Annotated in this window: 26 protein-coding genes; 19 read left to right on the top strand and 7 right to left on the bottom strand. The window is 59.2% G+C overall.

The genetic code is table 11. From position 1 onward, the window contains the following. Positions 1 to 4: 4 nt before the first annotated feature. The 4 genes from mnmE to hemE form a co-directional block, all read right to left on the bottom strand. Entirely contained in the window at positions 5 to 1,315 is a 1,311-nt protein-coding gene (gene mnmE / locus AC1DNK_RS10830; RefSeq protein ID WP_477941014.1) for a tRNA uridine-5-carboxymethylaminomethyl(34) synthesis GTPase MnmE, read from the bottom strand. 81 nt (positions 1,316 to 1,396) lie between these two features. After that, positions 1,397 to 2,662, bottom strand: coding sequence for a transcription termination factor Rho (rho, locus tag AC1DNK_RS10825; RefSeq protein WP_112385999.1), 1,266 nt, complete (start codon positions 2,660 to 2,662; stop codon positions 1,397 to 1,399). A 195-nt stretch (positions 2,663 to 2,857) separates the two neighbouring features. Continuing rightward, on the bottom strand, positions 2,858 to 3,394 hold the full coding sequence (gene hemJ / locus AC1DNK_RS10820; protein ID WP_477941012.1) for a protoporphyrinogen oxidase HemJ: 537 nt from the start codon (positions 3,392 to 3,394) through the stop codon (positions 2,858 to 2,860). A 2-nt stretch (positions 3,395 to 3,396) separates the two neighbouring features. Next, on the bottom strand, positions 3,397 to 4,431 hold the full coding sequence (gene hemE, locus AC1DNK_RS10815; protein WP_477941011.1) for a uroporphyrinogen decarboxylase: 1,035 nt from the start codon (positions 4,429 to 4,431) through the stop codon (positions 3,397 to 3,399). A gap of 402 nt (positions 4,432 to 4,833) precedes the next feature. Here hemE and AC1DNK_RS10810 point away from each other — a divergent pair, with 402 nt between their 5' ends. Genes AC1DNK_RS10810 through dnaQ form a run of 5 tightly spaced genes read left to right on the top strand, consistent with a single transcriptional unit; the run spans position 4,834 to position 8,455 of the window. Continuing rightward, a complete protein-coding gene (locus tag AC1DNK_RS10810) occupies positions 4,834 to 5,655 on the top strand; it encodes a pyruvate, water dikinase regulatory protein (RefSeq protein ID WP_112386002.1) in 822 nt (273 codons plus the stop codon). A 33-nt stretch (positions 5,656 to 5,688) separates the two neighbouring features. Beyond that, the gene (locus tag AC1DNK_RS10805) at positions 5,689 to 6,288 is read left to right on the top strand and encodes a Maf-like protein (RefSeq protein ID WP_477941008.1); all 600 of its coding nucleotides are present in this window, start codon (positions 5,689 to 5,691) and stop codon (positions 6,286 to 6,288) included. After that, positions 6,281 to 7,138, top strand: a complete 858-nt coding sequence (locus tag AC1DNK_RS10800) for a shikimate dehydrogenase (RefSeq protein ID WP_477941007.1) — start codon at positions 6,281 to 6,283, stop codon at positions 7,136 to 7,138. The genes AC1DNK_RS10805 and AC1DNK_RS10800 overlap by 8 nt, the downstream gene beginning before the upstream one ends. Continuing rightward, positions 7,138 to 7,749 carry a dephospho-CoA kinase gene (gene coaE / locus AC1DNK_RS10795; protein WP_477941400.1) on the top strand — a complete coding sequence of 204 codons (612 nt, stop codon included), beginning with the start codon at positions 7,138 to 7,140 and terminating at the stop codon, positions 7,747 to 7,749. Before AC1DNK_RS10800 ends, coaE begins: the two co-directional genes overlap by 1 nt. Further along, a complete protein-coding gene (dnaQ, locus tag AC1DNK_RS10790; protein ID WP_477941005.1) occupies positions 7,742 to 8,455 on the top strand; it encodes a DNA polymerase III subunit epsilon in 714 nt (237 codons plus the stop codon). Before coaE ends, dnaQ begins: the two co-directional genes overlap by 8 nt. Before the next feature lie 51 nt (positions 8,456 to 8,506). Here the strand turns inward: dnaQ and secB are convergent, their stop codons facing one another. Together secB and AC1DNK_RS10780 are read right to left on the bottom strand one after the other, a co-directional pair. Then, positions 8,507 to 8,983, bottom strand: coding sequence for a protein-export chaperone SecB (gene secB, locus AC1DNK_RS10785; RefSeq protein ID WP_112386007.1), 477 nt, complete (start codon positions 8,981 to 8,983; stop codon positions 8,507 to 8,509). Positions 8,984 to 9,067: 84 nt separating this feature from the next. Further along, positions 9,068 to 9,583, bottom strand: coding sequence for an FxsA family protein (locus tag AC1DNK_RS10780; RefSeq protein ID WP_477941003.1), 516 nt, complete (start codon positions 9,581 to 9,583; stop codon positions 9,068 to 9,070). A gap of 102 nt (positions 9,584 to 9,685) precedes the next feature. On the opposite strand from AC1DNK_RS10780, the gene AC1DNK_RS10775 reads away from it, so the two are divergent. From AC1DNK_RS10775 to gyrB, 5 genes are all read left to right on the top strand, one after another. After that, positions 9,686 to 10,390 carry a Tim44/TimA family putative adaptor protein gene (locus AC1DNK_RS10775; protein ID WP_112386009.1) on the top strand — a complete coding sequence of 235 codons (705 nt, stop codon included), beginning with the start codon at positions 9,686 to 9,688 and terminating at the stop codon, positions 10,388 to 10,390. After that, entirely contained in the window at positions 10,383 to 11,501 is a 1,119-nt protein-coding gene (gene mltA, locus AC1DNK_RS10770; RefSeq protein WP_477941002.1) for a murein transglycosylase A, read from the top strand. Before AC1DNK_RS10775 ends, mltA begins: the two co-directional genes overlap by 8 nt. After that, on the top strand, positions 11,501 to 12,064 hold the full coding sequence (locus tag AC1DNK_RS10765) for a Smr/MutS family protein (protein WP_477940998.1): 564 nt from the start codon (positions 11,501 to 11,503) through the stop codon (positions 12,062 to 12,064). The genes mltA and AC1DNK_RS10765 overlap by 1 nt, the downstream gene beginning before the upstream one ends. After that, positions 12,061 to 12,441: a helix-turn-helix domain-containing protein gene (locus AC1DNK_RS10760; protein WP_477940996.1), complete on the top strand. Its 381-nt coding sequence runs from the start codon at positions 12,061 to 12,063 to the stop codon at positions 12,439 to 12,441. Before AC1DNK_RS10765 ends, AC1DNK_RS10760 begins: the two co-directional genes overlap by 4 nt. Positions 12,442 to 12,574: 133 nt before the next feature. Further along, positions 12,575 to 15,007 carry a DNA topoisomerase (ATP-hydrolyzing) subunit B gene (gyrB, locus tag AC1DNK_RS10755; protein WP_112386073.1) on the top strand — a complete coding sequence of 811 codons (2,433 nt, stop codon included), beginning with the start codon at positions 12,575 to 12,577 and terminating at the stop codon, positions 15,005 to 15,007. Between the two features lie 57 nt (positions 15,008 to 15,064). On the opposite strand, the gene AC1DNK_RS10750 is transcribed toward gyrB, so the two are convergent. Then, positions 15,065 to 15,658 carry a nitroreductase family protein gene (locus tag AC1DNK_RS10750; RefSeq protein ID WP_477940995.1) on the bottom strand — a complete coding sequence of 198 codons (594 nt, stop codon included), beginning with the start codon at positions 15,656 to 15,658 and terminating at the stop codon, positions 15,065 to 15,067. 163 nt (positions 15,659 to 15,821) lie between these two features. On the opposite strand from AC1DNK_RS10750, the gene AC1DNK_RS10745 reads away from it, so the two are divergent. The 9 genes from AC1DNK_RS10745 to accD all read left to right on the top strand — a co-directional run bounded on the left by AC1DNK_RS10745 (position 15,822) and on the right by accD (position 24,371). Continuing rightward, positions 15,822 to 16,775 carry a glutathione S-transferase family protein gene (locus tag AC1DNK_RS10745; RefSeq protein ID WP_477941397.1) on the top strand — a complete coding sequence of 318 codons (954 nt, stop codon included), beginning with the start codon at positions 15,822 to 15,824 and terminating at the stop codon, positions 16,773 to 16,775. A gap of 94 nt (positions 16,776 to 16,869) precedes the next feature. Next, positions 16,870 to 17,712, top strand: coding sequence for a fumarylacetoacetate hydrolase family protein (locus AC1DNK_RS10740; RefSeq protein ID WP_477940994.1), 843 nt, complete (start codon positions 16,870 to 16,872; stop codon positions 17,710 to 17,712). A gap of 203 nt (positions 17,713 to 17,915) precedes the next feature. Further along, on the top strand, positions 17,916 to 19,187 hold the full coding sequence (locus AC1DNK_RS10735) for a polyhydroxyalkanoate depolymerase (protein ID WP_477940992.1): 1,272 nt from the start codon (positions 17,916 to 17,918) through the stop codon (positions 19,185 to 19,187). A gap of 143 nt (positions 19,188 to 19,330) precedes the next feature. Beyond that, on the top strand, positions 19,331 to 19,768 hold the full coding sequence (locus AC1DNK_RS10730) for a DUF2852 domain-containing protein (RefSeq protein WP_112540324.1): 438 nt from the start codon (positions 19,331 to 19,333) through the stop codon (positions 19,766 to 19,768). An 86-nt stretch (positions 19,769 to 19,854) separates the two neighbouring features. Further along, on the top strand, positions 19,855 to 20,619 hold the full coding sequence (locus tag AC1DNK_RS10725; protein ID WP_477940990.1) for a M48 family metallopeptidase: 765 nt from the start codon (positions 19,855 to 19,857) through the stop codon (positions 20,617 to 20,619). A 75-nt stretch (positions 20,620 to 20,694) separates the two neighbouring features. Further along, positions 20,695 to 21,363: a phosphoribosylanthranilate isomerase gene (locus AC1DNK_RS10720; RefSeq protein ID WP_477940987.1), complete on the top strand. Its 669-nt coding sequence runs from the start codon at positions 20,695 to 20,697 to the stop codon at positions 21,361 to 21,363. Between the two features lie 2 nt (positions 21,364 to 21,365). After that, positions 21,366 to 22,586: a tryptophan synthase subunit beta gene (trpB, locus tag AC1DNK_RS10715; RefSeq protein WP_112386019.1), complete on the top strand. Its 1,221-nt coding sequence runs from the start codon at positions 21,366 to 21,368 to the stop codon at positions 22,584 to 22,586. 3 nt (positions 22,587 to 22,589) lie between these two features. Then, positions 22,590 to 23,429: a tryptophan synthase subunit alpha gene (trpA, locus tag AC1DNK_RS10710; protein ID WP_112386020.1), complete on the top strand. Its 840-nt coding sequence runs from the start codon at positions 22,590 to 22,592 to the stop codon at positions 23,427 to 23,429. A gap of 39 nt (positions 23,430 to 23,468) precedes the next feature. Then, positions 23,469 to 24,371, top strand: a complete 903-nt coding sequence (gene accD, locus AC1DNK_RS10705; RefSeq protein ID WP_477940985.1) for an acetyl-CoA carboxylase, carboxyltransferase subunit beta — start codon at positions 23,469 to 23,471, stop codon at positions 24,369 to 24,371. Positions 24,372 to 24,380 lie beyond the last annotated feature (9 nt).

Genomic DNA, 24,380 nt, shown 5'->3' with positions numbered 1-24,380 from the left:
TGAATCATTTTCCAATGCAGAATTCGGAGAAGATCACGTCAAGCAGGTTTTCCACATCCACACGGCCGGTGATGCGGCCAAGGGCATTTGCCGCGATCCGCAACTCTTCAGCCCTCAAATCGAGATCAACAGGGCCATCCGTACGAAGAGATCGCTCAATCGCCGACAAACATTCCGCCAGCGAATCCTTATGGCGGAGCCTGCTCGGCAATGAGAAACTATCTGGCCGGACCATCTGTTCAATCCGGCGGCCAATCATCGACCGAAGCTCTTGAAGCCCGGCACCGGTCTGAACGGAGATTGAAAAATCAAGCTCGTTCCTAGCCGGCACCAGGTCTGCCTTCGTCCCCACGGTCAAGACGCGCGGATCAGCAGGTGTTGAAACCGCGGCACCAACAGATAGGTCATGCAGATACAGCACCAGATCGGCCTCGGCAACCATGTTCTCGGCGCGGCGAATGCCCTCACGCTCGACGAGCTCGTCTGTCTCTCTCAAACCCGCCGTATCATAGAGCTTCACAAGATATCCGCCGATATCGAGATCGACTTGCAGCACGTCCCGGGTCGTGCCCGCGACATCCGTGACGATCGCCAGATCGCGCTGCGCCAGCGCATTCATCAAAGACGATTTCCCAGCGTTCGGCGCGCCGGCAATGACGACCTTAAAACCATCCCGGATGATTTCACCGGCTGCTGCATCCGAGAGATGCGTTTCAACAGCAACTCTGAGAACAGCAACCTCTGCCCAGACCTGGTCGGAGACCGAGCCTGGCACATCATCCTCATCAGCGAAATCCAGCTCCGCTTCGATCAATGCACGGCACCGCGTCAATCGTTTCGCCCACGAATCGTATAGAGTGGACAGGTGACCGGAGCTGTGCTCAACGGCCAGACGGCGCTGCATCTCGGTCTCCGCCGCGATAAGATCGGCAAGTCCCTCGACCTCGACGAGATCCAGCTTTCCATTCTCAAAAGCCCGACGGGAAAACTCTCCCTCAAACGCCATGCGCGTCGCCGGGAATTCGCCAAGTCTTGATACGAGACGCTGCACAACGGCCCGGCCGCCGTGAACCTGAAGCTCGGCGCAGTCTTCGCCGGTGAAAGAGGCCGGAGAGGGGAAGAATAGTATGAGACCCGAATCGATCGATAGACCGTTCCGGTCACGAATCGTTCGAAGGCTTGCTAATCTCGGAGCGGGGACACTGCCGATCAGGTCCTGAAGGATGACGGATGTGGCAGGGCCGCTGATGCGGATGACCGCAACACCGGACGGCAATCCGCCACTCGACAGCGCGTAGATCGTCTCTCCTGGCATTTCCCAGATCGCCTCTTTCTGTACAAATGACAAAGCCGGCCGCTATTCGCGACCGGCTTGCCAGATGAATCCGGCTAAAGACTACGTGTTCATCGAGTCGAAGAAATCCGGATTGTTCTTCGTCTGCTTCAGCTTGTCGATCAGGAACTCGATCGCATCGGTGGTTCCCATCGGTGCAAGGATACGGCGCAGAACAAAGATCTTCTGCAGATCCTGGCGCGGCACCAGCAGGTCTTCCTTACGCGTGCCGGACTTGAGGATATCCATCGCCGGGAAGATGCGCTTATCGGCGACCTTGCGGTCAAGCACGATTTCCGAGTTGCCGGTACCCTTGAATTCTTCGAAGATGACTTCGTCCATACGGCTGCCGGTGTCGATCAGCGCAGTCGCAATGATCGTCAGCGATCCGCCTTCTTCGATGTTACGCGCAGCACCGAAGAAACGCTTCGGACGCTGCAGGGCGTTTGCATCGACACCACCGGTCAAGACCTTGCCCGAGGACGGTACGACGGTGTTGTAGGCGCGGCCGAGGCGGGTGATCGAATCGAGCAGGATGACGACGTCACGGCCATGCTCGACAAGGCGCTTGGCCTTCTCGATGACCATTTCGGCAACCTGGACGTGGCGGACCGCCGGCTCGTCGAAAGTCGAGGAAACGACTTCGCCCTTCACCGAGCGCTGCATATCCGTCACTTCTTCCGGACGTTCATCGATGAGGAGAACAATCAGATAGCATTCAGGATGGTTTGCGGTGATCGAATGCGCGATGTTCTGCAGCAGAACCGTCTTACCGGTGCGCGGCGGAGCGACGATCAGACCACGCTGGCCCTTGCCGAGCGGAGCCACAAGATCGATGACGCGCGAAGAGAGATCCTTCGACGTCGGGATGTCGAGCTCCATACGGAAGCGCTCGTTCGGATAAAGCGGCGTCAGGTTGTCGAAGTGAACCTTGTGACGGATCTTTTCCGGGTCGTCGAAATTGATCGTGTTGACCTTGAGCAGCGCGAAGTAACGCTCGCCTTCCTTCGGTCCACGGATCGGGCCCTCGACGGTATCGCCGGTCTTCAGCGAGAAGCGGCGGATCTGCGAGGGGGAAATGTAGATATCGTCAGGACCAGGCAAATAGTTGGCGTTTGCAGAACGCAAGAAACCAAAACCGTCCTGCAGAACTTCGACGACGCCTTCGCCGATGATTTCAACGTCCTGGCTGGCAAGAACCTTCAGGATCGCAAACATCAATTCCTGTTTGCGCATTGTACTTGCATTTTCGACCTCGAGCGATTCGGCAAAGGCCAGAAGATCGGTCGGGGATTTACTCTTAAGTTCCTGAAGCTTCATTTCAGCCATGAAGTGACCATTACTCTATATTTCAAAGGGGGAAGGCTATGTCGGGACGTATTCGGTCTCGCGAAAGGCTCGCAGACGACTGAACTCAAAACACATGCCACGAAGATGAGATGCGCGGAAAATAGCGACTAAGATAAGGCGCCGCAAGGGGGCTGCTTAAAATGAAGCAAATTTAACCTGAGACCGCCACAGCCCCTAAAAAGGCTTCACCACGACGAGGATAACGATCAGCATCATCAGCGCCGTCGGCGCCTCGTTCATGAACCGCCAATAGCGCGCCGAACGCCTGTTCCGGTCGGCTGCGAAGTCCCGGACAGCCCGGCTGAAGAACACGTGCACGCCCGTCAAGAGAACGACGAGGCCGATCTTCGCATGGAGCCAGCCGCCCTGGAAACCATAGACCGACCACGCGAGATAGAGCCCGAAAATCCAGGTCAGCATCATTGCCGGGTTCATGATGATCTTCAGCAGCCGGCGCTCCATCACCTTGAAGGTCTCGGACTGCGCGGAGCCCGGCTCCGCATCCGTGTGATAGATGAAAAGCCGGGGCATGTAGAACAGCCCGGCCATCCAGGAAATCACTGCGATGATGTGCAGCGCCTTGATCCAGAGATAGAGGTTCTCCGGGTTCCAGGCGAAAAGCCCAACTGCCAGAAGCGCAAAGAAGATCAGCGCGAAATGAGCGCGTCGGCGGGCATAGGCGCCTGGCCGGGCATCGGTCTGCTTCTCCATCCTCAGCCTCGCGATCCGCGCACGCGTTCGACAAGCAGCCGCACGTTCTCAGGGTCAGCCTGCGGCGTGATGCCATGACCGAGATTGAAGATCAGCGGTCCGTTCCCGAGCCTATCGAGAATTTCATCGATCCCTTCCTCCAGAGCTTTACCGCCGGCAACGACGCGCATCGGATCGAGATTACCCTGGACGGGACCATCCTTCTGCAGCTCCTGGGCAAAGGCAAGCGGCACCGACCAGTCGAGCCCGATCGCATCAGCGCCGGTCTTCTGCCGGTAATCCTTCAGCTGATAACCGGCGCCCTTGGCAAAGGCGATGATCTTGGCCTTTGGCCGCTGGGATCGGATCGAGGCAATCATCCGCGCCACCGGGCGGATCGCGTATGCCGCGAATTCCTTCTCTCCGAGAACACCAGCCCAGGAGTCGAAGATCTGAACGGCATCGGCACCAGCATCGATCTGCGCCACCAGATAATCCGCGGAGACGTCGGCCAACAGCATCAGCAGACGCTCGAAGGCTTTCGGATGCTTGTAGGCGAACAGCCGGGCAGGGGCCTGATCTGGTGTGCCCTTGCCGGCAATCATATAGGTCGCAACCGTCCAGGGAGCTCCACAGAAGCCGAGCAGTGTCGTTTCGGTGGGAAGCTCAGCGCGCAGGCGTCTGACGGTCTCCATGACCGGCTGCAAATAGGAAACGATGTCCTCATCGCTAAGATTTGCGATACCGCCTTCGTCGATCGGATCCATCTCCGGTCCATGCCCCTCGGTAAAGCGAACGTTGCGCTTCATAGCATCGGGAATGACGAGAATATCCGAGAACAGGATTGCGGCATCGAAGGCGTAGCGCCGGATCGGCTGCAATGTCACTTCGACGGCATGCTCGGGAGAATAACAGAGGTCGAGGAAACTTCCGGCGGTCTGGCGCGTTTGTCTGTATTCCGGCAGGTACCGTCCTGCCTGTCTCATAAGCCAGACTGGCGGAGGCGTGAGAGTTTCACCGTCGAGAACTCTCAGAATTTTCCGGCGCGTTTCGCTCAAGCGCTTCTTCCCTATAAAAAAACAAAGATATTTTAAAAGGTTTCTATTTCTTAGAGTCGGTGACTATCAAGGATTAAAATCCATCCACTGAAGATACGATTTGTCGCGCGTCGCTCGCCGGCGCAGGACAAATTTTCCCGGCCTCGCCAGTTTCTGTTGAAGGTTTTGAATCACGAAATGATTCCAATCGCTTCTAAGGAGCCGCTGATTGGCCCAATCTGTGGATAAGCTGTGAGCATCAGATGGGCAGAGAACAGCTGTCCACAAAGTCCACAAGCCGGCCCGAGCCATCTCCTAAAAATCCGTATTGTGGACAACTGGGCATGTTTTCCCTTGCCTCGGACCCTCCGGCTCCCGTAGCTCTTGGTCATCCAGTCTTTTCAACAGGTGGCGGAAAATAACGTGGAGAACCGGACGAACTTCTTCCATCTGCATCTGATATCTGACTCAACGGGAGAGACTCTGATCTCGGCGGGCAGGGCGGCATCGGCGCAGTTCAAGTCGTCGCAGGCGATCGAGCACGTTTATCCGCTGATCAGAAACCGCCGGCAGCTGCTGCCCGTCCTTGACGCAATCGACGGCGAGCCCGGGATCGTCCTTTATACAATCGTCGACCGCGAACTTGCGACCCTGATCGACGAACGATGCGCGGAGATGGGTGTTGCCTCGGTGAATGTGCTGGAGCCGGTCATGGCGGCATTCCAGATCTATCTCGGCGCTCCCTCGCGCCGCCGGGTTGGCGCACAGCATGTGATGAACGCCGGCTATTTCGCGCGTATCGAAGCTTTGAACTTCACCATGGACCATGACGATGGTCAGATGCCGGATGATTATAATGACGCCGACGTCGTCATCGTCGGCATCAGCCGGACATCGAAAACGCCAACCAGCATCTATCTCGCCAATCGCGGGATCAAGACTGCCAACATCCCCATCGTTTACGGCGTGCCGCTGCCCGAGGCGATCTTCTCGGCGACCAAGCCGCTCATCGTCTGTCTGATCGCGACGACCGATCGCATTTCCCAGGTACGGGAAAACCGCGTGCTCGGAGCGACTGCTGGTTTCGACCGCGGCGAATATATCGACCGAGCGGCGATTTCGGAGGAGCTGAAATATGCCCGCTCGCTCTGCGCCAAACATAATTGGCCGATCATCGACGTGACGCGCCGCTCGATCGAGGAGACGGCAGCGGCGATCGTTGCCCTGCGGCCAAAGCTGCGCTAAGCGCATCATCACCAGTGAACCGATCGGGACCCAATGACATCGACGCTGATCCTTGCTTCTTCCAGCCCCTTTCGCCGAACGTTGATGCGGAACGCCGGTCTGACGTTCGACGCCCACGCCGCCAGCATTGACGAGCGGGCGATCGAAGCACCGCTTGAGAAGAATGGCGCCTCTCCGGATGAGGTGGCCCTCGTGCTTGCGCGGGCCAAGGCGGAGGAGGTCAGCCGGCGATTTCCGGATGCCCTGGTGATCGGCTCCGATCAGACGATGTCGCTTGGCGACCGGGTGTTTCACAAGCCAGCGGATATGAAACAAGCCGCGGCCCATCTTGCGGCGCTCAGCGGCAAGACCCATCGCCTCAACAGCGCGATTGCTCTCTACAGCGGCGGCACTGCACTTTGGGATTATGTCGCGCACGCGTCTTTGACCGTCCGCCAGCTGTCGCCGCAATTTATCGAACGGCATCTTCAGCGCGTCGGAACCAAGGCTCTGTCGAGCGTTGGCGCCTATCAGCTGGAAGGCGAGGGCATCCAGCTGTTCGAGAAAATCGACGGCGATTATTTCACGATCATCGGCCTCCCCATGGTGCCGCTGCTCGCCAAACTGAGGGAACTGGGTGCGATCGATGGATGATTCACGTGAAACATTTGGCCCCAAGGCTTTCGTGACCGGCTTCCCCGTCAAGCATTCGCGCTCGCCCCTCATCCATGGCTACTGGCTGAAGACGCTCGGCCTGCCGGGCAGCTACCGCGCCCATGAAGTAGCACCGGCGGATTTCGCCGGCTTCATTGCCAGCCTGAAAGATGGAAGCTCCGGTTTTGTCGGCGGCAATGTCACGATCCCGCATAAGGAACTGGCCTATCAACTTGCCGACTGTCCGGATGCGCTTTCCGAAGAGTTGGGAGCATCGAACACGCTCTGGATCGAAGGTGGCAAGTTGCACGCCACCAACACAGACGGTCGCGGCTTCACCGCCAATCTCGATGAACGCCATCCGGGCTGGGACCAAACCGGCACGGCCGTCATCTTCGGTGCCGGGGGCGCAAGCCGCGCTGTCATCCAGGCGGTGCGCGATCGCGGGTTGAAGAACATTCACGTCGTCAATCGCACGCTCAGCCGGGCGCAGGAGTTGGCCGATCGCTTCGGTGCCCAGGTTCGAGCCCATGCGCCGGAGGCGCTAAACGAAGTGATGTCCGGCGCCGGACTTTTCATCAACACCACGTCGCTCGGCATGGATGGTGAGGCAGCACCTCAAATGGACTTCTCGCCGCTCGCTTCAGGCGCAGTCGTGACCGATATCGTCTATGTGCCGCTGCGGACACCGATGCTCATCCAGGCAGAACAGCAGGGCTTCGCAACGGTCGATGGGCTCGGCATGCTCTTGCATCAGGCCGTACCGGGTTTCGCAAAGTGGTTCGGCAGAACGCCCGATGTCAACGCCGAACTTCGTGCGCTCATCGTCGCCGACATGGAAAAGCATTGATGTTGCGGATCGGCCTGACGGGCTCCATCGGAATGGGAAAATCGACGACGGCAAAGCTCTTTGCCGCCGCCGGTATTCCCGTCAACGATGCTGATGCCGTCGTGCACGACCTGTATGCCGGAGAGGCAGTAGCCGCGGTCGAAGCCGAATTTCCCGGAACATCGAAGGAAGGCGCGGTCGATCGCGCCGAACTGGCCCGGCAACTCGCTCTGCGCCCTGATGGCTTCAAGGCGCTGGAAGCGATCGTTCATCCGCTCGTGCGCCAGCGCGAAGCCGCATTTCTGGCCAATCAGCAAGCTGCGGGTCAGAGCATCGTATTGCTGGATATTCCCCTGCTGTTCGAAACCGGTGCGGAAAATCGCGCCGATGTGATTGCTGTCGTCAGCTGCGGTCCACAGATTCAGAGGGCGAGGGTGCTTGCGCGTCCGGGCATGACGGAAGACAAATTCAAGATGATTCTCTCGCGGCAGATGCCCGATGCCGAAAAGCGCCGGCGCGCCGATTATGTGATCGACACCGGCCACGGCATCGAAATGGCGCAGCAGCGGGTCAGCGAGATCATTGCCGATCTTCAAAGCAGGATCGCCAAAGGAGAGTTCCGGAATGCGTGAGATCATCTTCGATACGGAAACCACCGGCCTCGACAATCGCCTGGACCGGATCATCGAAATCGGCGGTATCGAGCTCTTCAATCATTTCCCGACGGGCCGGACGATCCATATCTACATGAATCCCGGCGACCAGAAGGTCCATCCGGACGCGCTCGCCGTTCACGGCATCACCGACGAATTCCTCAAGGACAAGAAGGGCTTTGCCGACGTCGTCGAGGAGATCATCGAATTTTTCGGCGATGCGAAGTGGATCGCTCATAACGCCACCTTCGATATGGGTTTCGTGAACGCCGAGCTCGCCCGCATCGGCAGGCCGCCGATCCTGCCGGAACGGGTGATCGATACGCTCTCGCTTGCGCGGCGCAAGCATCCGATGGGACCGAATTCGCTCGACGCCCTTTGCCGGCGTTATGGCATAGACAACTCGCATCGCACCAAGCACGGCGCCTTGCTCGACTCCGAACTGCTGGCCGAAGTCTATATCGAGATGATCGGCGGCCGGCAGACGGCACTGGGGCTCGGCGTTGCGGCGGCGGCCGGATCTGAAAACACCGTTGACGAAGCAGATGACGTCATCTTGGCAGTGCTGGAAAGGCCGCGGCCACTGGCGAGCCGGCTGAGCGAAACCGAAGCGGCGGCGCATGACGCGCTGATCGCCAAGCTCGGGACCAAGGGCATCTGGTCGAAATACGATCGTCCAAACTAAAAATGCCCGGCTTCTGACCGGGCATTTCGAATTTCGTCAGCACAAATCAGATCAGTTCGTCTGAACCTTGGCGCGGGTCTGCTCTTCGGCAACGCGCTGCGCAAACATCTGCGCGAAATCGATCGGGTCGATCATCAGTGGCGGGAAGCCGCCGTTGCGCGTCACGTCGGCAATGATCTGGCGGGCAAAAGGGAAGAGCATGCGCGGGCACTCAATGAAGAGAACCGGCAGCATGTGTTCCTGCGGGAAGCCGGCGATGCGGAAGACGCCGCCATAGACCAGCTCGGTGTGGAATACCGTCTTGTCACCATCCTTGGCTTCCGCGTTCAGCGACAGAACGACGTCGAAATCAGTGTCGGACAGCGGGTTGGCGTTGACGTTGACGCTGATATTGATGGCCGGCGCGGTGTCGCGGGCCTGCAGCGAACGCGGTGCGCCCGGGTTTTCGAAGGAGAGATCCTTCGTGTACTGAGCGAGAATGGTGAGGCTCGGGCTTACTGCACCGGCGCCGTTGTTTTCATCAGCCATTGGATTTTCCTCGAAGGGGCATTTTGATGGTGCCGCCATCTACCATTTCGTGGAAAGGCTTACAACCCTGAGCAAATTCAGCGTTCAGTCGCCAAGCCGCTTGCCCGACCAGGGAGAATTCGGGTCGGGTTGCCGCGTGAAATCGTCCTCGTCGAGATCGACCACCTTGCCTCCGGCAGGGCCGCGGGGACGAAAATCGCCACCCGATCCTGCTGACGCAGTAAAGCCACTGGTTCTGCCGACGACGACGAAACGGCGGCTGACATATTTCCATGCCAGATCGCGCACCGCCGGAATGCAGATCAGAAGAGCGATGATATCAGAGATGAAGCCCGGGATGACGAACAGCAGCCCGGCAATGACAAGCATGGCAGGCTTCAAAAGTTCGCGGCCCGGAGCAACGCCGTTCCGGCCTTCGGCGGACATGCGCTGCAGGATGCCGAGGCCGTGGCGGCGCAGCATCGACATGCCGACGACCACGCCAAGAACCACCAGTCCAAGCGTTGCCAGAACACCGATTGCCTTGCCGACAATCACGAAGCTCGCGATTTCCGCCAGGGGCAAAAGCAGCATGAAACCGGGAAGCATCGTCAATCGCATCGTTTTCAACCCGCAAGCTTGCGGGCTCCTATTTGAATCATCTGTCTATGCGGACTATATGGGAGTAGAAATTTGGGATGTTAACTGCAATCGCGGGACAATATGAGTTCAAACGACTTCATCACGTTATTTTTCCTGGTAGCGGCAGTGCTGATTTTTTTCCAGCTCCGCAGTGTTCTTGGCCGTCGCACCGGAAATGAAAAGCCGCCGCGTGATCTCTACACGCCCCGTGATGCAGCCGGCCAGGAGCCAGCCGATGCCGGAAAGGTCGTGACCCTTCCGCGCCGCGACGGCAATGGCGAGGAAGAAGATCGCTTTGCCGCCATCGATGCCTTCGCTCCGGCAGGCACGCCGCTCAACGAAGCGCTGCGCGCCATGAACAAGGCCGATCCGTCGTTCACGCCGAAGGAATTCCTGAATGGCGCCAAGATGGCCTACGAGATGATCGTCATGGCTTTTGCCGACGGTGATCGCAAAACCCTCAAGAACCTGCTGTCCCCTGAAGTCTACGATGGCTTCGATGCGGCGATCGCCGATCGCGAAGCAAAGGGTGAAAAGGTGAAATCGACCTTCGTCGGCATCGACAAGGCGGAAATCACCAATGCCGAAGTCAAGGGCAGCGAAGCGCAAATGACCTTGCGGATCTCCAGCCAGCTGATTTCGGCGACCTACGACAAGGATGAAAAGTTGATCGATGGCAACGCCGAGGATGTTGCCGAAGTCAACGACATCTGGACCTTCGCCCGCGACACCCGTTCGCGCGATCCCAATTGGAAACTCGTGGCAACCGAATCGGAACATGAGTGACGGTCTGGCAGATTTCACGCTGCACCCCATCAGCTTCGATGAATTGAAGGGCTGGAAGGATGATGATCCTTCCAGCCTTTTTGAAGTCATGGAAGCATGTCGCCGGCAGATCTCCGGCGTAAAGCATTATCGCACCGGTTCGCTAGGCCTGACCGCCGAGGACCTTCTGTCGCTTCTTGAGAAGGCGCGGGATGCCGACGTTTCAAACGCGATGCAGGCGCGCCGCTTCTTCGAACAGAACTGCCGGCCGTTTCTGATCAGGAAGAGTGACGGGATGCCGGGCTTCGTGACGGCGTTCTACGAGCCGGAAATCGCCGTTTCGGCCAAGCCGGATGACGTCTATCGTTTTCCATTCTATCGGCGCCCCGATGATTTGATCGATCTCGACGATACGAACAGGCCAGCTGGGCTTGATCCCTATTACGCGTTCGGCCTGTTGTCGAAGGGCTCGATCAGCGCTTATCCGGACCGGCGGGCAATCGATCAGGGCATTCTCTCCGGACGCGGCTTGGAGATAGCCTGGGCGAAATCGAAGGTCGATGTCTTCTTCGTCCACGTCCAGGGTGCGGCTCGCTTGCGGTATCCCGATGGTACGATGGGCCGCATCACCTATGCCGCAAAGGCTGGACACCCCTTCTCGGCGATCGGTAAGCTTCTCATTGACCGGGGCGAGATCGATCGCAGCCAGATCTCCATGCAGGCGATCCGCGCATGGCTTGCCGCTCATCCAGACCAGGTCGACGAGGTGCTCTGGCACAACAGGTCCTACATCTTCTTCCGCGAGGCGGAGACAGCCGCGGCAACAAGCGGCCCGATTGCCGCCGCCAAGGTTCCGCTCCTTGCCGGCCGTTCGCTTGCAGTCGATCGCCTGATCCACACATTCGGCTTCCCGTTCTTCATCCGCTCGGAAAGCCTTACCCATCTGGATGGCGGACGCGGCTTCGCGCGATTGATGCTGGCGCTCGATACGGGCTCGGCGATCGTTGGACCCGCACGCGGCGATATCTTCACTGGCTCTGGAGATGATGCCGGTGAACAGGCGGGAACGGTCAGAAACGATGCGGATTTCGCCATCCTGATACCCAATGAAGCCGCGGGGCGTTTCCTCTGATGGCTAGGGATCGCAAGCTCAGCACCGACGAGCGCATTCTTTGGGGCAGGGTGGCCCGCAGCACCCGCCCGATGGCGGGCAAGACCGGCGAACTGACCGAACTCGATGCCTTCCTGGCTGCCGCCGAGGCGGAAATCGAAGCGACCGAAAAGCAGCGCATGGCGACGGCGTCTGTAACGCCTCCGGTCCAGCAACCCGCCGCCAAGCCGTCCTCCGGTCAGCACCATCCACTCGAGCGCCCGGTCAAGCGTAAGATCGCCAAGGGACGCCTGGCGCTTGAAGCCCGCATCGACCTGCACGGACTGGTGCAAAGCGAAGCCCATGTCATCCTTCTCGACTTTCTGATCCGTGCCCATGAGCGCGGCATGCGGCATGTGCTGGTCATCACGGGCAAGGGAAGCTCGCTCGGCAGCGAAGGCGCCTTGAAACGCGCCGTGCCGCTATGGTTCTCGAAGCCCGAGTTCCGCTATCTGATCTCGTCCTACGAGTCGGCGGCGCAGCATCACGGCGGCGAGGGCGCTCTCTACATCCGTCTCGCCCGCCGGGCGGGAGATCGCTCATGACGACGCCCTTCGGCGAGGCTGTCCGCAAGCTGCGATCCCGCAAGGGCGTTTCGCAGAAGCAGATGGCGGCGGCGCTGAATGTGTCGCCTGCCTATCTGTCGGCGCTGGAGCACGGAAAGCGCGGCCTGCCGACCTTCGACCTGCTGCAGCGGATCGCCGGCTATTTCAACATCATCTGGGATGAAGCAGAAGAACTCTTCCTTCTGGCGCGCTCTTCCGACCCGCGTGTCGTCATCGATACGTCAGGTTTGCCGCCCGAATATACGGCCTTTGCAAACCGTTTGGCGGGTCGGATCCGCAGCCTTGACGCGCCCGTCCTGGCGGAGCTCAACGCGGTGTTGGAAAAAGGCGGAAAAGCGGACGGAAAACCGTCATAATCCCCTGCTTAATGCCGGATTTCAGGGCTCCGGCATTGGGATTGGCGCGCAAAAACCCTATATTCCGGAATAAGAAACGCCGGTGATTCGCAAGGTCATCCAGGCCGTTACAACAGGGAAATTCAAAGACAGTATGACCGATACACCCGCGACGGAAAACGGCGTTAGCACCGAGTATGGCGCAGATTCCATCAAGGTCCTGAAGGGCCTCGATGCGGTGCGCAAGCGCCCGGGCATGTATATCGGCGACACCGACGATGGTTCCGGCCTTCACCACATGGTCTACGAAGTCGTCGACAACGCGATCGACGAGGCGCTGGCCGGGCATGCCGACATCGTCACCGTGACGCTCAATGCCGATGGCTCCGTCACCGTCACCGACAATGGACGCGGCATCCCGACAGACATTCACACCGGCGAGGGCATCTCTGCAGCCGAAGTGATCATGACCCAGTTGCATGCCGGCGGTAAGTTCGACCAGAATTCCTACAAGGTCTCGGGCGGCCTGCATGGCGTCGGCGTTTCGGTCGTCAACGCGCTCTCTGTCTGGCTCAAGCTGCGCATCCGCCGTCAGGGCAAGCTGCATGAAATGAGCTTCACCCATGGCGTTGCCGATGCGCCGCTGAAGGTGATCGGCGATGCCAGCGAAACCGGTACTGAAGTCAGCTTCATGCCGAGTGGTGAGACCTTCACCATGACGGAATTCGATTATGGCACGCTGGAACACCGTCTCCGGGAGCTCGCCTTCCTGAATTCCGGCGTTCGCATCCTGCTCACCGACAAGCGCCATTCCGATATCCGCCAGGAAGAGCTTCTCTATGATGGCGGCCTCGAAGCATTCGTTGCCTATCTCGATCGCGCCAAGAAGCCGCTGGTCGATAAGCCCGTTGCCATTCGCAGCGAGAAGGACGGGATTACCGTCGAAGTCGCCATGTGGTGGAACGATAGCTATCACGAGAACGTGCTGTGCTTTACCAACAACATTCCGCAGCGTGATGGCGGCACCCACATGGCCGGCTTCCGCGCTGCCCTGACCCGCCAGATAACCTCCTATGCGGATAGCTCGGGAATCACGAAGAAGGAAAAGGTCTCGCTGACCGGTGATGACTGCCGCGAAGGCCTGACGGCGGTTCTGTCGGTCAAGGTTCCCGATCCGAAATTCTCATCGCAGACGAAGGACAAGCTGGTTTCCTCGGAAGTTCGTCCCGTCGTCGAAAACCTTGTCAGCGAAGCGCTGAGCACCTGGCTCGAAGAGCATCCCGCGGACGCCAAAATCCTGGTCGGCAAGGTGGTGGAAGCCGCTGCCGCCCGCGAAGCGGCCCGCAAGGCACGCGAACTGACGCGCCGCAAGGGCGCGCTCGATATCGCATCGCTGCCCGGCAAACTCGCTGACTGCTCCGAGCGTGATCCGTCGAAATCCGAAGTCTTCCTCGTCGAGGGTGATTCGGCAGGCGGTTCGGCAAAACAGGGCCGTTCGCGCGAGAATCAGGCTATCCTGCCGCTGCGCGGCAAGATCCTGAACGTCGAGCGTGCCCGTTTCGACAAGATGCTATCCTCGGCGGAAATCGGTACGCTGATCACCGCACTCGGCACCGGCATCGGCAAGGATGAGTTCAACGTCGAGAAGCTGCGCTACCACAAGATCATCATCATGACGGACGCTGACGTCGACGGCGCCCATATCCGTACATTGCTGCTCACCTTCTTCTTCCGCCAGATGCCTGAGCTGATCGAGCGCGGCCATCTCTATATCGCCCAGCCGCCGCTCTATAAGGTCGCGCGCGGCAAGTCGGTCCAGTACGTCAAGAACGAGAGTGCACTGGAAGACTACCTGATCGGCCAGGGTCTCGAAGACGCTGCGCTGAAGCTTGCAAGCGGTGAGGTGCGCGTCGGCCAGGACGTGCGCGAAGTCATTCAGGACGCTTTGCGCCTGCGCACGCTGCTCGATAATCTTCATTCGCGCTACAATCGCGCCGTTGTCGAACAGGCAGCGATCGCCGGCGCATTGAATGCCGAGGCCGTCAGCGATCGCAGCCGTGCCGAAGGGCTGGCTGCCGAAGTCGCAAGGCGTCTCGATATCATCGCCGAAGAAACCGAACGCGGCTGGGAAGGCGGACTGACGAGCGAAGGCGGTCTTCGTCTCGAGCGTATGGTCCGCGGCGTCAAGGAAGTCGTCGTGCTCGACATGGCGCTGATCGGCTCGCAGGATGCCCGCCTTATCGACCAGCTGTCGGCACGCCTCAAGGAAATCTATGACGTCCCGCCAAAGCTTTCGCGCCGCGACGGTGAAGTCGAACTTGCCGGGCCTCGCGCTCTTCTCGAGACGATCTTTGCCAGCGGCCGCAAGGGGCTGACGATGCAGCGCTACAAGGGTCTTGGCGAAATGAATGCCGAGCAGCTCTGGGAAACGACGCTCGATCCGAACGTCCGCTCGCTGCTGCAGGTCAAGGTTAACGATGCGACCGATGCCGATGGATTGTTTGCCCGTCTGATGGGCGATGAAGTCGAGCCGCGCCGCGAGTTCATCCAGGAAAATGCGCTCAGCGTCGCAAACCTCGATATCTAATTGATATCAAAGAAAAAGGCCGCGCAGCGAGAGCTGCGCGGCCTTTTTTGTTTTGGTTTAGTTGGCGACAAATTTGCCGTTGAAGGTAACTTCTGCCAGCGGCTTGCGCTGGCTTGGAAACTCGCGTGCCTGGTTACGCTCCGAAAGCACGCTTTTGTCCGCAAGGCGGCCAAGCGCGATGCCGGCTTCGACGCGGTAGCCTTCGGGGATAGCAAACGTCGTCATGATCTCGTCGTGCTTGATGCCGCCCATGCCGTGGGCATAGAAGCCGGAGAAGCGTGCCTGCATGGCAAAATGGCCCCATGCGGCACCGGCGTCGAAGGAATGCGTGTAGCTTTTCTTGCCCTCTGAAAAATCACCGCTGAAGCCGCGCGAAACGACGAAAAGCAGGGCTGAGGCGTTCTTGGCCCATTCCTGGTTGGCTTCAGCAAGCAATCCAAGCGCGGTTTCGAAATGCTCGGAACCCTTCAGCGCATAGATGAAGCGCCAGGGCTGCTGGTTGGCAGAGGAGGGCGCCCAATGCGCGGCGTCGAGGATCGTAAGGAGCTGCTCTTCGCTGATGGTTTCGCCGGTGAAAGCGCGCGGCGACCAGCGGTCGAGAAACATGGCTTCGATGGGAAATTGGGATTCGCGGCTATTGCTTGTGGTCATGGGGGGCTCCGGTCCATTCTGCCTATGGTCATATTTCCCGGCCCCCTCACTTGGCAAGCGCCGGTTTCGCGATCGCATGACAGTCTGTTTCCAAAAACAGGGCCTCCCAGCCATGCGAACACGCGGTATCTATTCGCTTCGCGCGATGACGAAGGAGCCGGTGATGCTGGTGAATGGAAAATGGACCGAGGATTGGCAGCCGGTACAGGCGACAGATGCCAAAGGCGGCTTTGTGCGCCAGACATCCAGCTTCCGCAATTGGGTCACACCGGATGGATCGGCAGGTCCGACAGGCGAGGCGGGTTTCAAGGCCGAGGCCGGCCGCTACCATCTCTATGTCGCCTATATCTGCCCCTGGGCATCCCGCACATTGATCGGACGGACTTTGAAGGGCCTCGACGACGTCATCAGTGTTTCCATCGTCGAGCCGGCGCTCTCGAAGCAGGGCTGGCGCTTTGGTGATTATCCGGGAGCGACCAGAGACGCCGTCAACAGCGCCACCTATATGCATGAGATCTATACGAAAGTTGACCCAGATTTCACCGGCCGGGCAACCGTCCCTGTACTTTGGGACAAGCAGAAGCAGACGATCGTCAACAACGAATCGGCTGATATCCTGCGCATGCTGAATAGCGGATTCGGCGATCTCGCGAACAATGCGATCGACCTTTATCCGGATAACAAGCGTCCGGAGATCGATGCCTTCAACGACCATATCTATTCGCGGCTGAACAACGGCGTCTATCGCGCCGGATTTGCGACGACACAGATCGCCTATGAAGAAGCTTTCGCCGATGTCTTTGCCTGCCTCGATTGGGTCGAGCCGCAATTGCAGGGACGGGCCTTCCTCTTTGCCGATCATCCGACCGAGGCCGACATCCGCCTCTTCGTGACCCTGGTGCGTTTCGATCCCGCTTACCACGGCCTCTTCAAGTGCAACCTGCGCCGTGTCGCAGACTATCCCAATCTCAAGGCATTCTGCCGCCGTATGCTGGATTGGCCGGGCATCGCTGCCACCGTCAATATCGATCACATCAAGCGTGGCTATTATTCGATCGAGAAACTCAACCCAACCGGGATTGTGCCGGCAGGCCCAGATTTGTTGGAGATTTTTTAAAGCCTCGTACCGCTTCGGGGAAAACCCGTAATGACATGGTTGGACAACTGGTCCATAGCTCTTTGCGAATTCTTTTCGATGAGGAGGACGTCCCATGAAACTGATGCGTGTAGGCGAAGCGGGTAGCGAGAAGCCGGCGATTCTTGATGCAGACGGCAAAATCCGTGATCTTTCCGCCCATGTTTCCGATATTGGTGGTGCGGCGATTTCTCCCGAAGGGCTGAAGAAGATCGCGGCGCTCGACCCGAAAAGTTTGCCGGAAATCGCGCCGGGCCGTATCGGCGCTTGCGTCGCCGGCACCGGCAAGTTCATCTGCATCGGCCTGAATTTCTCCGACCATGCCGCAGAAACCGGCGCCACAGTGCCTCCCGAGCCGATCATCTTCATGAAGGCGACCTCCGCCATTGTCGGTCCCAATGACGATGTCGTCATTCCGCGCGGCTCGGAAAAGACCGACTGGGAAGTCGAGCTCGGCGTCGTCATCGGCAAGACCGCGAAATACGTCTCGGAAGCCGAAGCGCTTGATTATGTTGCCGGTTATTGCGTTTCCGACGACGTCTCCGAACGCGCCTTCCAGACCGAGCGCTCCGGCCAGTGGACCAAGGGCAAGTCCTGCGACACCTTCGGCCCGATCGGCCCCTGGCTCGTCACCAAGGATGAGATTCCCGATCCGCAGAATCTCGGCATGTGGCTGACCGTCAATGGCGAGAAGATGCAGGACGGCTCGTCGAAGACCATGGTCTATGGTGTCGCCTTTCTCGTTTCCTATCTCAGCCAGTTCATGTCGCTGCATCCCGGCGATGTGATTTCGACGGGCACGCCGCCTGGCGTCGGCATGGGCCAGAAGCCGCCGCGCTATCTCAAGCCCGGCGATGTGGTGGAGCTCGGCATCGAAGGTCTCGGCACCCAGAAGCAGACTTTCGTCGCTGATATCTGACCGAGCCTGTCTCTTAACAATTGAAGAGCATGATGATGCCGGGGATGCGATGCCCCGGCATTTCTTTTGCGGTGCTCACACCTATGTTGCTATGCAACAAAAGCCTGTTAATCTGCGTTGAAGTGCCAGCAGAGATAATGGAAAGAAATGTGTGCCAGCCCCCAAGGCGCCGTCTTTTCCGGTAAAGAAAGGTGGCGCATCTCATGTTTTATCAGCTCTACGAACTGAATCACGCTGCAATGGCGCCGTTTCGCGCTGCCGCCGATGTGATGCGGATGGCCTATGCCAATCCGCTCAATCCCTGGTCCCAGACCCCGTTCGGCCGCACGATCGCTGCCAGTCTCGAAATGTTCGAGCGCACCACGCGCCGCTATGGCAAGCCGGAATTCGGCCTCCCCGAAACCGTTGTCGATGGCAAGAAGATCAAGGTCCGCGAAGAGATCGTCTGGTCGAAGCCGTTCTGCAATCTGCTGCACTTCTCGCGCAATCTGCCCGCCAATCATCGCGATCCGCGAATCCTGATCGTCGCGCCGATGTCAGGCCACTATGCGACGCTGCTGCGCGGCACAGTCGAAGCTCTTCTGCCAAGCGCTGATGTTTACATCACTGATTGGATCGATGCCCGCATGGTGCCGATGACCGACGGCACCTTCGATTTCGACGACTATGTCGATTACGTCATCGAGATGCTGCATTTCCTGGGCCCCGACACCCATGTTGTCGCCGTCTGTCAGCCCTCTGTACCGGTCCTTGCGGCCGCTGCCGTCATGGAAGAAGCAAATGATCCGCTCTCTCCGGCGTCGATGACGCTGATGGGCGGCCCGATCGATACGCGCATCAACCCAACGGCCGTCAACAAGCTTGCGAAAGACAAGCCGCTGGAATGGTTTGCCGACAACGTGATCATGAATGTTCCGTGGCCGCAGCCGGGTTTCATGCGTCCCGTCTACCCGGGCTTCCTGCAGCTCTCCGGCTTCATGTCGATGAACCTTGACCGCCACCTCGTGGCGCACAAGGAGTTCTTCATGCATCTGGTGAAGAACGACGGTGAGCCGGAAAAGCACCGCGATTTCTATGACGAATATCTGGCGGTCATGGATCTGACGGCGGAATTCTACCTGCAGACCGTCGATCAGGTTTTCATCAAGCACGCGCTGCCGAAGGGTGAACTGGTGCATCGCGGCAAGCTTGTCGATCCCAAGGCGATCCGCAACGTTGCCTTGCTCACCGTAGAAGGCGAAAATGACGACATATCGGGCGTCGGGCAGACGCATGCCGCGCAGACGATCTGTACGAACATTCCGGACAGCATGCGCATGCATTATTTGCAGCCGGATGTCGGCCATTACGGCGTGTTCAATGGCTCGCGTTTTCGCAAGGAGATCGCCCCGCGGATCGTCAATTTCGTCAGGGAGCATGCGCGCTCCTCGAAACCTGCGGTCAAACGCGTCATCAAGGGCGGCAAATCCGGCTAGTTAGCTATCGCTGATTTAATCCTTGTCATTCAAGGCATTGTCCGATTTCGCGGGCAATCGTCTTGAAGGGCCGGGGAGCGGTAACCACATCGATTTCCAGCATTCGGTATTCTGCCGGATGCAGAAAGCGAGGATACCGCACGATGAACCAGTCAGCATTGCTTCGCCCGGATTGGACTCCGGCTACCATTGCCCTGATGGTGCTGGGCTTCGTGGTCTTCTGGCCTCTCGGCCTGGCCATGCTTGCCTATATCATCTTCGGCGAACGCCTTCGCGGCTTCAAGCGCGATGCCAACAACGCTGCCGATGGCTTCTTTGCCAGCTGCCGCCGTTCGACGCATGGCCGCCACCGCCCGCATTTCTCGACAGGCAACGTCGCCTTCGATGACTGGCGGAAAGCCGAGATCGACCGCATCGAGGAAGAGCGCCGCAAGCTCGACGAGATGCGCGAAGAGTTCGACAACTACATGCGCGAGCTTCGCCGCGCCAAGGACCAGGACGAATTCGACCGCTTCATGCGCGATCGCAAGAACGCCAAGCGCGACGACAACGGCCCGGTCGCCGAATACCAGACGCCTTGAAGGCTCTGGTGAAGAACGAGCGAACCGGCATCACCGATGCCGGTTTTTCTTTGTCTGGAATTGCCCGAATCGTATAGAAAAGCACCATGTTTCCGCTTCTTTCCAAGCCGCGGCGCCCGTCCGTCAGAAAGCCTGCTCCGCCGGAGACGCGGACGCTTGATGTCGCCGGCCGTTTGATGCCGCTGACGATCAAGCAGCATGATCGCGCCACGCGGATCACGCTGCGGATCGAACCCGGTGGCCGGGCGCTGAAAATGACGGTGCCGCGCGGACTTGCCCAGCGCGAGGTCAACGCCTTCCTCGACCGCCACCAGGGATGGCTGCTGACGAAGCTCGCCAAGTTTTCACAGGACACCGGGCTTCAGGATGGCGGCGAGATCCTCCTTCGTGGCATCCGCCACCGCATCAGGCTTACCGGCAGCCTGCGCGGCTTAACGGAAGCGGTCATCGTCGATGGCGACCATATCCTGAGGGTCAGCGGAATGCCCGAGCATCTCGGCCGGCGGGTCGCCACCTTCCTGAAGAAGGAAGCCCGCGCCGATCTCGAACGCCTGGCGCATTTCCACGCCCGGTCTATCAAGGCGCCGATCAAGTCGATCTCGATGAAGGATACGCGCAGCCGCTGGGGATCCTGCTCTTCCGAGGGAAATCTGAGCTTTTCCTGGCGCATCGTCATGGCGCCGCCTTCCGTGATCGATTATCTCGCCGCCCATGAAGTCGCCCATCTCAAGGAGATGAACCACGGTCCGCGCTTCTGGGCTTTGTGCGAGAAGCTCTGCCCCGATATGGACGATGCCAAGGGCTGGCTGAAGCGCCACGGAAGCCTGCTTCACGCCATCAGTTTCGACTGAGCGGAAACCGCGCGAAATTAAGCCTCCATCGCAAATTGGCTCGACTCTTTTGCCTTTTCGTGTCACTTCGCTGCCATGAAACCGGACATCAAAATCTGTGGTCTGAAGACGGCCGAGACGATCGATCGCGCGCTTAAGCGCGGCGCGACCCATATCGGCTTCATCTTCTTCGAAAAGAGCCCGCGCTATATCGAGCCTGACGTCGCCGGAAAGCTGGCCGATGCCGTGCGCGGCAAGGCCAAGATCGTGGCCGTCACGGTTAACCCAACAAACGACGATCTCGATGAAATCGTTGCACTTTTGCGCCCCGATATTATCCAGCTTCATGGCGATGAAAGCCCGGAACGCGTTTTGACCATAAAGGCCGTTTACGGTCTTCCTGTCATGAAGGCCTTCTCGGTGCGCACCTCCGACGATTTGAAGCGGGTCGAGGCCTATATCGGTATCGCTGATCGCTTCCTCTTTGATGCGAAGCCGCCGAAAGGCTCCGAATTGCCCGGCGGAAACGGGGTTTCGTTCGATTGGAGCCTGCTCGACTGGCTTGACGGAAGCGTCGATTACATGCTTTCCGGTGGACTGAACAAGGACAACATTGCCGACGCGCTGATCATCACCAAAGCGCCGGGCATCGACGTTTCCTCCGGTGTCGAGAGTGCACCGGGCGCGAAAAGCGTCGCGATGATCGATGAATTTTTCGATGCGGTCGAGAAGGCGTATCAGCCTGAAACCGCTTCAGGGAGTTAAGAGTGAACGAGACGCCTAAACCGAATTCCTTCCGTTCCGGCCCTGATGAAGATGGCCGTTTTGGCATCTATGGCGGCCGTTTTGTCGCCGAGACGCTCATGCCCCTCATTCTCGACCTGCAGGCCGAGTGGGACAAGGCGAAGGACGATCCGGAATTCCAGGCGGAACTGAAAAACCTCGGCGCCCACTATATCGGCCGCCCGAGCCCGCTGTATTTTGCGGAACGGCTGACGGCCGAGCTCGGCGGCGCGAAGATCTACTTCAAGCGCGAAGAGCTGAACCACACAGGTTCCCACAAGATCAACAATTGCATCGGCCAGATCCTGCTCGCGAAGCGCATGGGCAAGACCCGCATCATCGCTGAAACCGGTGCCGGCCAGCATGGCGTTGCTTCGGCAACCGTTGCCGCCCGTTTCGGCCTTCCCTGCGTCGTCTATATGGGCGCCACCGATGTCGAGCGCCAGGCGCCGAACGTTTTCCGCATGAAGCTCCTGGGTGCCGAAGTGAAGCCGGTCACGGCTGGACACGGCACGCTGAAGGACGCCATGAACGAGGCGCTGCGCGACTGGGTCACCAATGTCGACGACACCTATTACCTGATCGGCACCGCCGCCGGCCCACATCCCTATCCGGAGATGGTTCGGGATTTCCAGGCGGTGATCGGCACTGAAGCCAAGCAGCAGATGCTGGAAGCCGAGGGACGTCTGCCGGATCTCGTCGTTGCCGCCGTCGGTGGCGGCTCGAACGCCATCGGCATCTTCCATCCGTTCCTCGATGATGAAGGCGTCAAGATCGTCGGCGTCGAAGCGGGCGGCAAGGGTTTGCAGGGTGACGAGCATTGCGCCTCGATCACCGCCGGTTCGCCGGGCGTTCTTCACGGCAACCGCACCTACCTGCTGCAGGATGGCGACGGCCAGATCAAGGAAGGCCATTCGATTTCGGCCGGCCTCGATTATCCCGGCATCGGCCCGGAGCATTCCTACCTGAACGACATCGGCCGTGTCGAATATGTGCCGATCATGGACCACGAAGCGCTCGATGCCTTCCAGACGCTGACGCGCCTTGAGGGCATCATTCCGGCGCTGGAACCGTCGCATGCGTTGGCCGAAGTCATCAAGCGCGCGCCGAAGATGGGCAAGGACGAGATCATCCTGATGAACCTCTCCGGCCGCGGCGATAAGGACATCTTCACCGTCGCCAAGATTCTCGGAATGGATGCTTAAGTCATGACCGCACGTATGGACAAACGCTTTGCCGATCTGAAGGCCGAGGGCCGCCCGGCGCTGGTCACCTATTTCATGGGCGGCGACCCGGATTACGACACGTCGCTCGGCATCATGAAGGCGCTGCCGGAAGCTGGTTCCGATATTATCGAGCTCGGCATGCCGTTTTCGGATCCGATGGCCGACGGTCCGGCAATCCAGCTGGCCGGTCAGCGCGCCCTGAAGGGCGGCCAGACGCTCAAGAAGACGCTGCAGCTGGCTGCGGACTTCCGCAAGTCCGATGATGCGACGCCGATCGTCATGATGGGCTACTACAACCCGATCTACATCTACGGCGTCGAAAAGTTTCTCGACGATGCGCTGGCATCCGGCATCGACGGTCTGATCGTCGTCGATCTGCCGCCGGAGATGGATGACGAACTGTGCATCCCGGCGATCCGCAAGGGCATCAACTTCATCCGCCTGGCAACGCCGACCACCGATGAAAAGCGCCTGCCAGCCGTTCTGAAGAACACCTCCGGCTTTGTCTATTATGTTTCGATGAACGGCATCACCGGTTCGGCTTTGCCGGATACGTCGCTGGTCTCGGGTGCCGTCAAGCGCATCAAGGAGCACACCGATCTGCCTGTTTGCGTTGGCTTCGGCGTTAAGACCGCCGACCATGCAAAGGTCATCGGCGCTTCGGCTGACGGCGTTGTCGTCGGTACTGCCATCGTCAATCAGGTGGCCACAAGCTTGACCAAGGACGGAAAAGCGACAGCTGATACGGTTCAGGCCGTCGCCACGCTGGTCCGCGGTCTTTCATCGGGAACGCGTTCGGCGCGCCTTGTTGCTGCCGAATAGTGTCCCCACATTGGCTGTCGTCAATCAGGAGTTTTCGACTTGAACTGGATCACCAACTACGTACGCCCGCGGATCAATTCCATGCTGGGCCGCCGCGAAGTTCCTGAAAATCTCTGGATCAAGTGCCCGGAAACGGGCGAGATGGTCTTCCACAAGGATCTGGAAGACAACAAGTGGGTCATCCCGGCCTCCGGCTATCACATGAAGATGCCGGCCAAGGCCCGTCTGCTCGATCTGTTCGATAATGGCGAATACGAAGCGTTGGTGCAGCCGAAGGTGGCTCAGGACCCGTTGAAGTTCCGCGATTCCAAGAAATACACCGACCGTTTGCGCGATAGCCGTCTGAAGACTGAGCAGGAAGACACGATCGTCGCCGGCGTCGGCAAGGTTCGCGGCCTGAAGCTCGTGGCCGTCGTGCACGAATTCAACTTCATGGGCGGCTCGCTCGGCATCGCTGCCGGTGAGGCGATCGTCAAGGCATTCGAACGCGCCATTGCCGAGAAATGCCCGCTGGTAATGTTCCCGGCCTCGGGCGGCGCCCGCATGCAGGAAGGCATTCTCTCGCTGATGCAGCTGCCACGCACCACCGTTGCCGTCGACATGCTCAAGGAAGCTGGCCAGCCCTATATCGTCGTTCTGACGAACCCGACGACGGGCGGCGTAACCGCGTCCTACGCCATGCTCGGCGATCTTCATCTGGCGGAGCCGGGAGCGGAAATCTGCTTTGCCGGCAAGCGCGTCATCGAGCAGACGATCCGCGAGAAGCTGCCGGAAGGCTTCCAGACGTCGGAGTATCTGCTGGAACACGGCATGGTCGATATGGTGATCAAGCGTCACGATATCCCCGATACGCTGGCGCGGGTCCTGAAGATCCTGACGAAGAAGCCGGCAAACACCGTCGTTACCAACGGCAGTGCGGTCGCGCTAACAGCGAGCGCCTGATCGATCCAG

The organism is Rhizobium sp. 01N424 (genome assembly GCF_056399485.1).
Note: the sequence above shows the minus strand (reverse complement) of the source record. Positions and strands in the feature narration are given on the sequence as shown.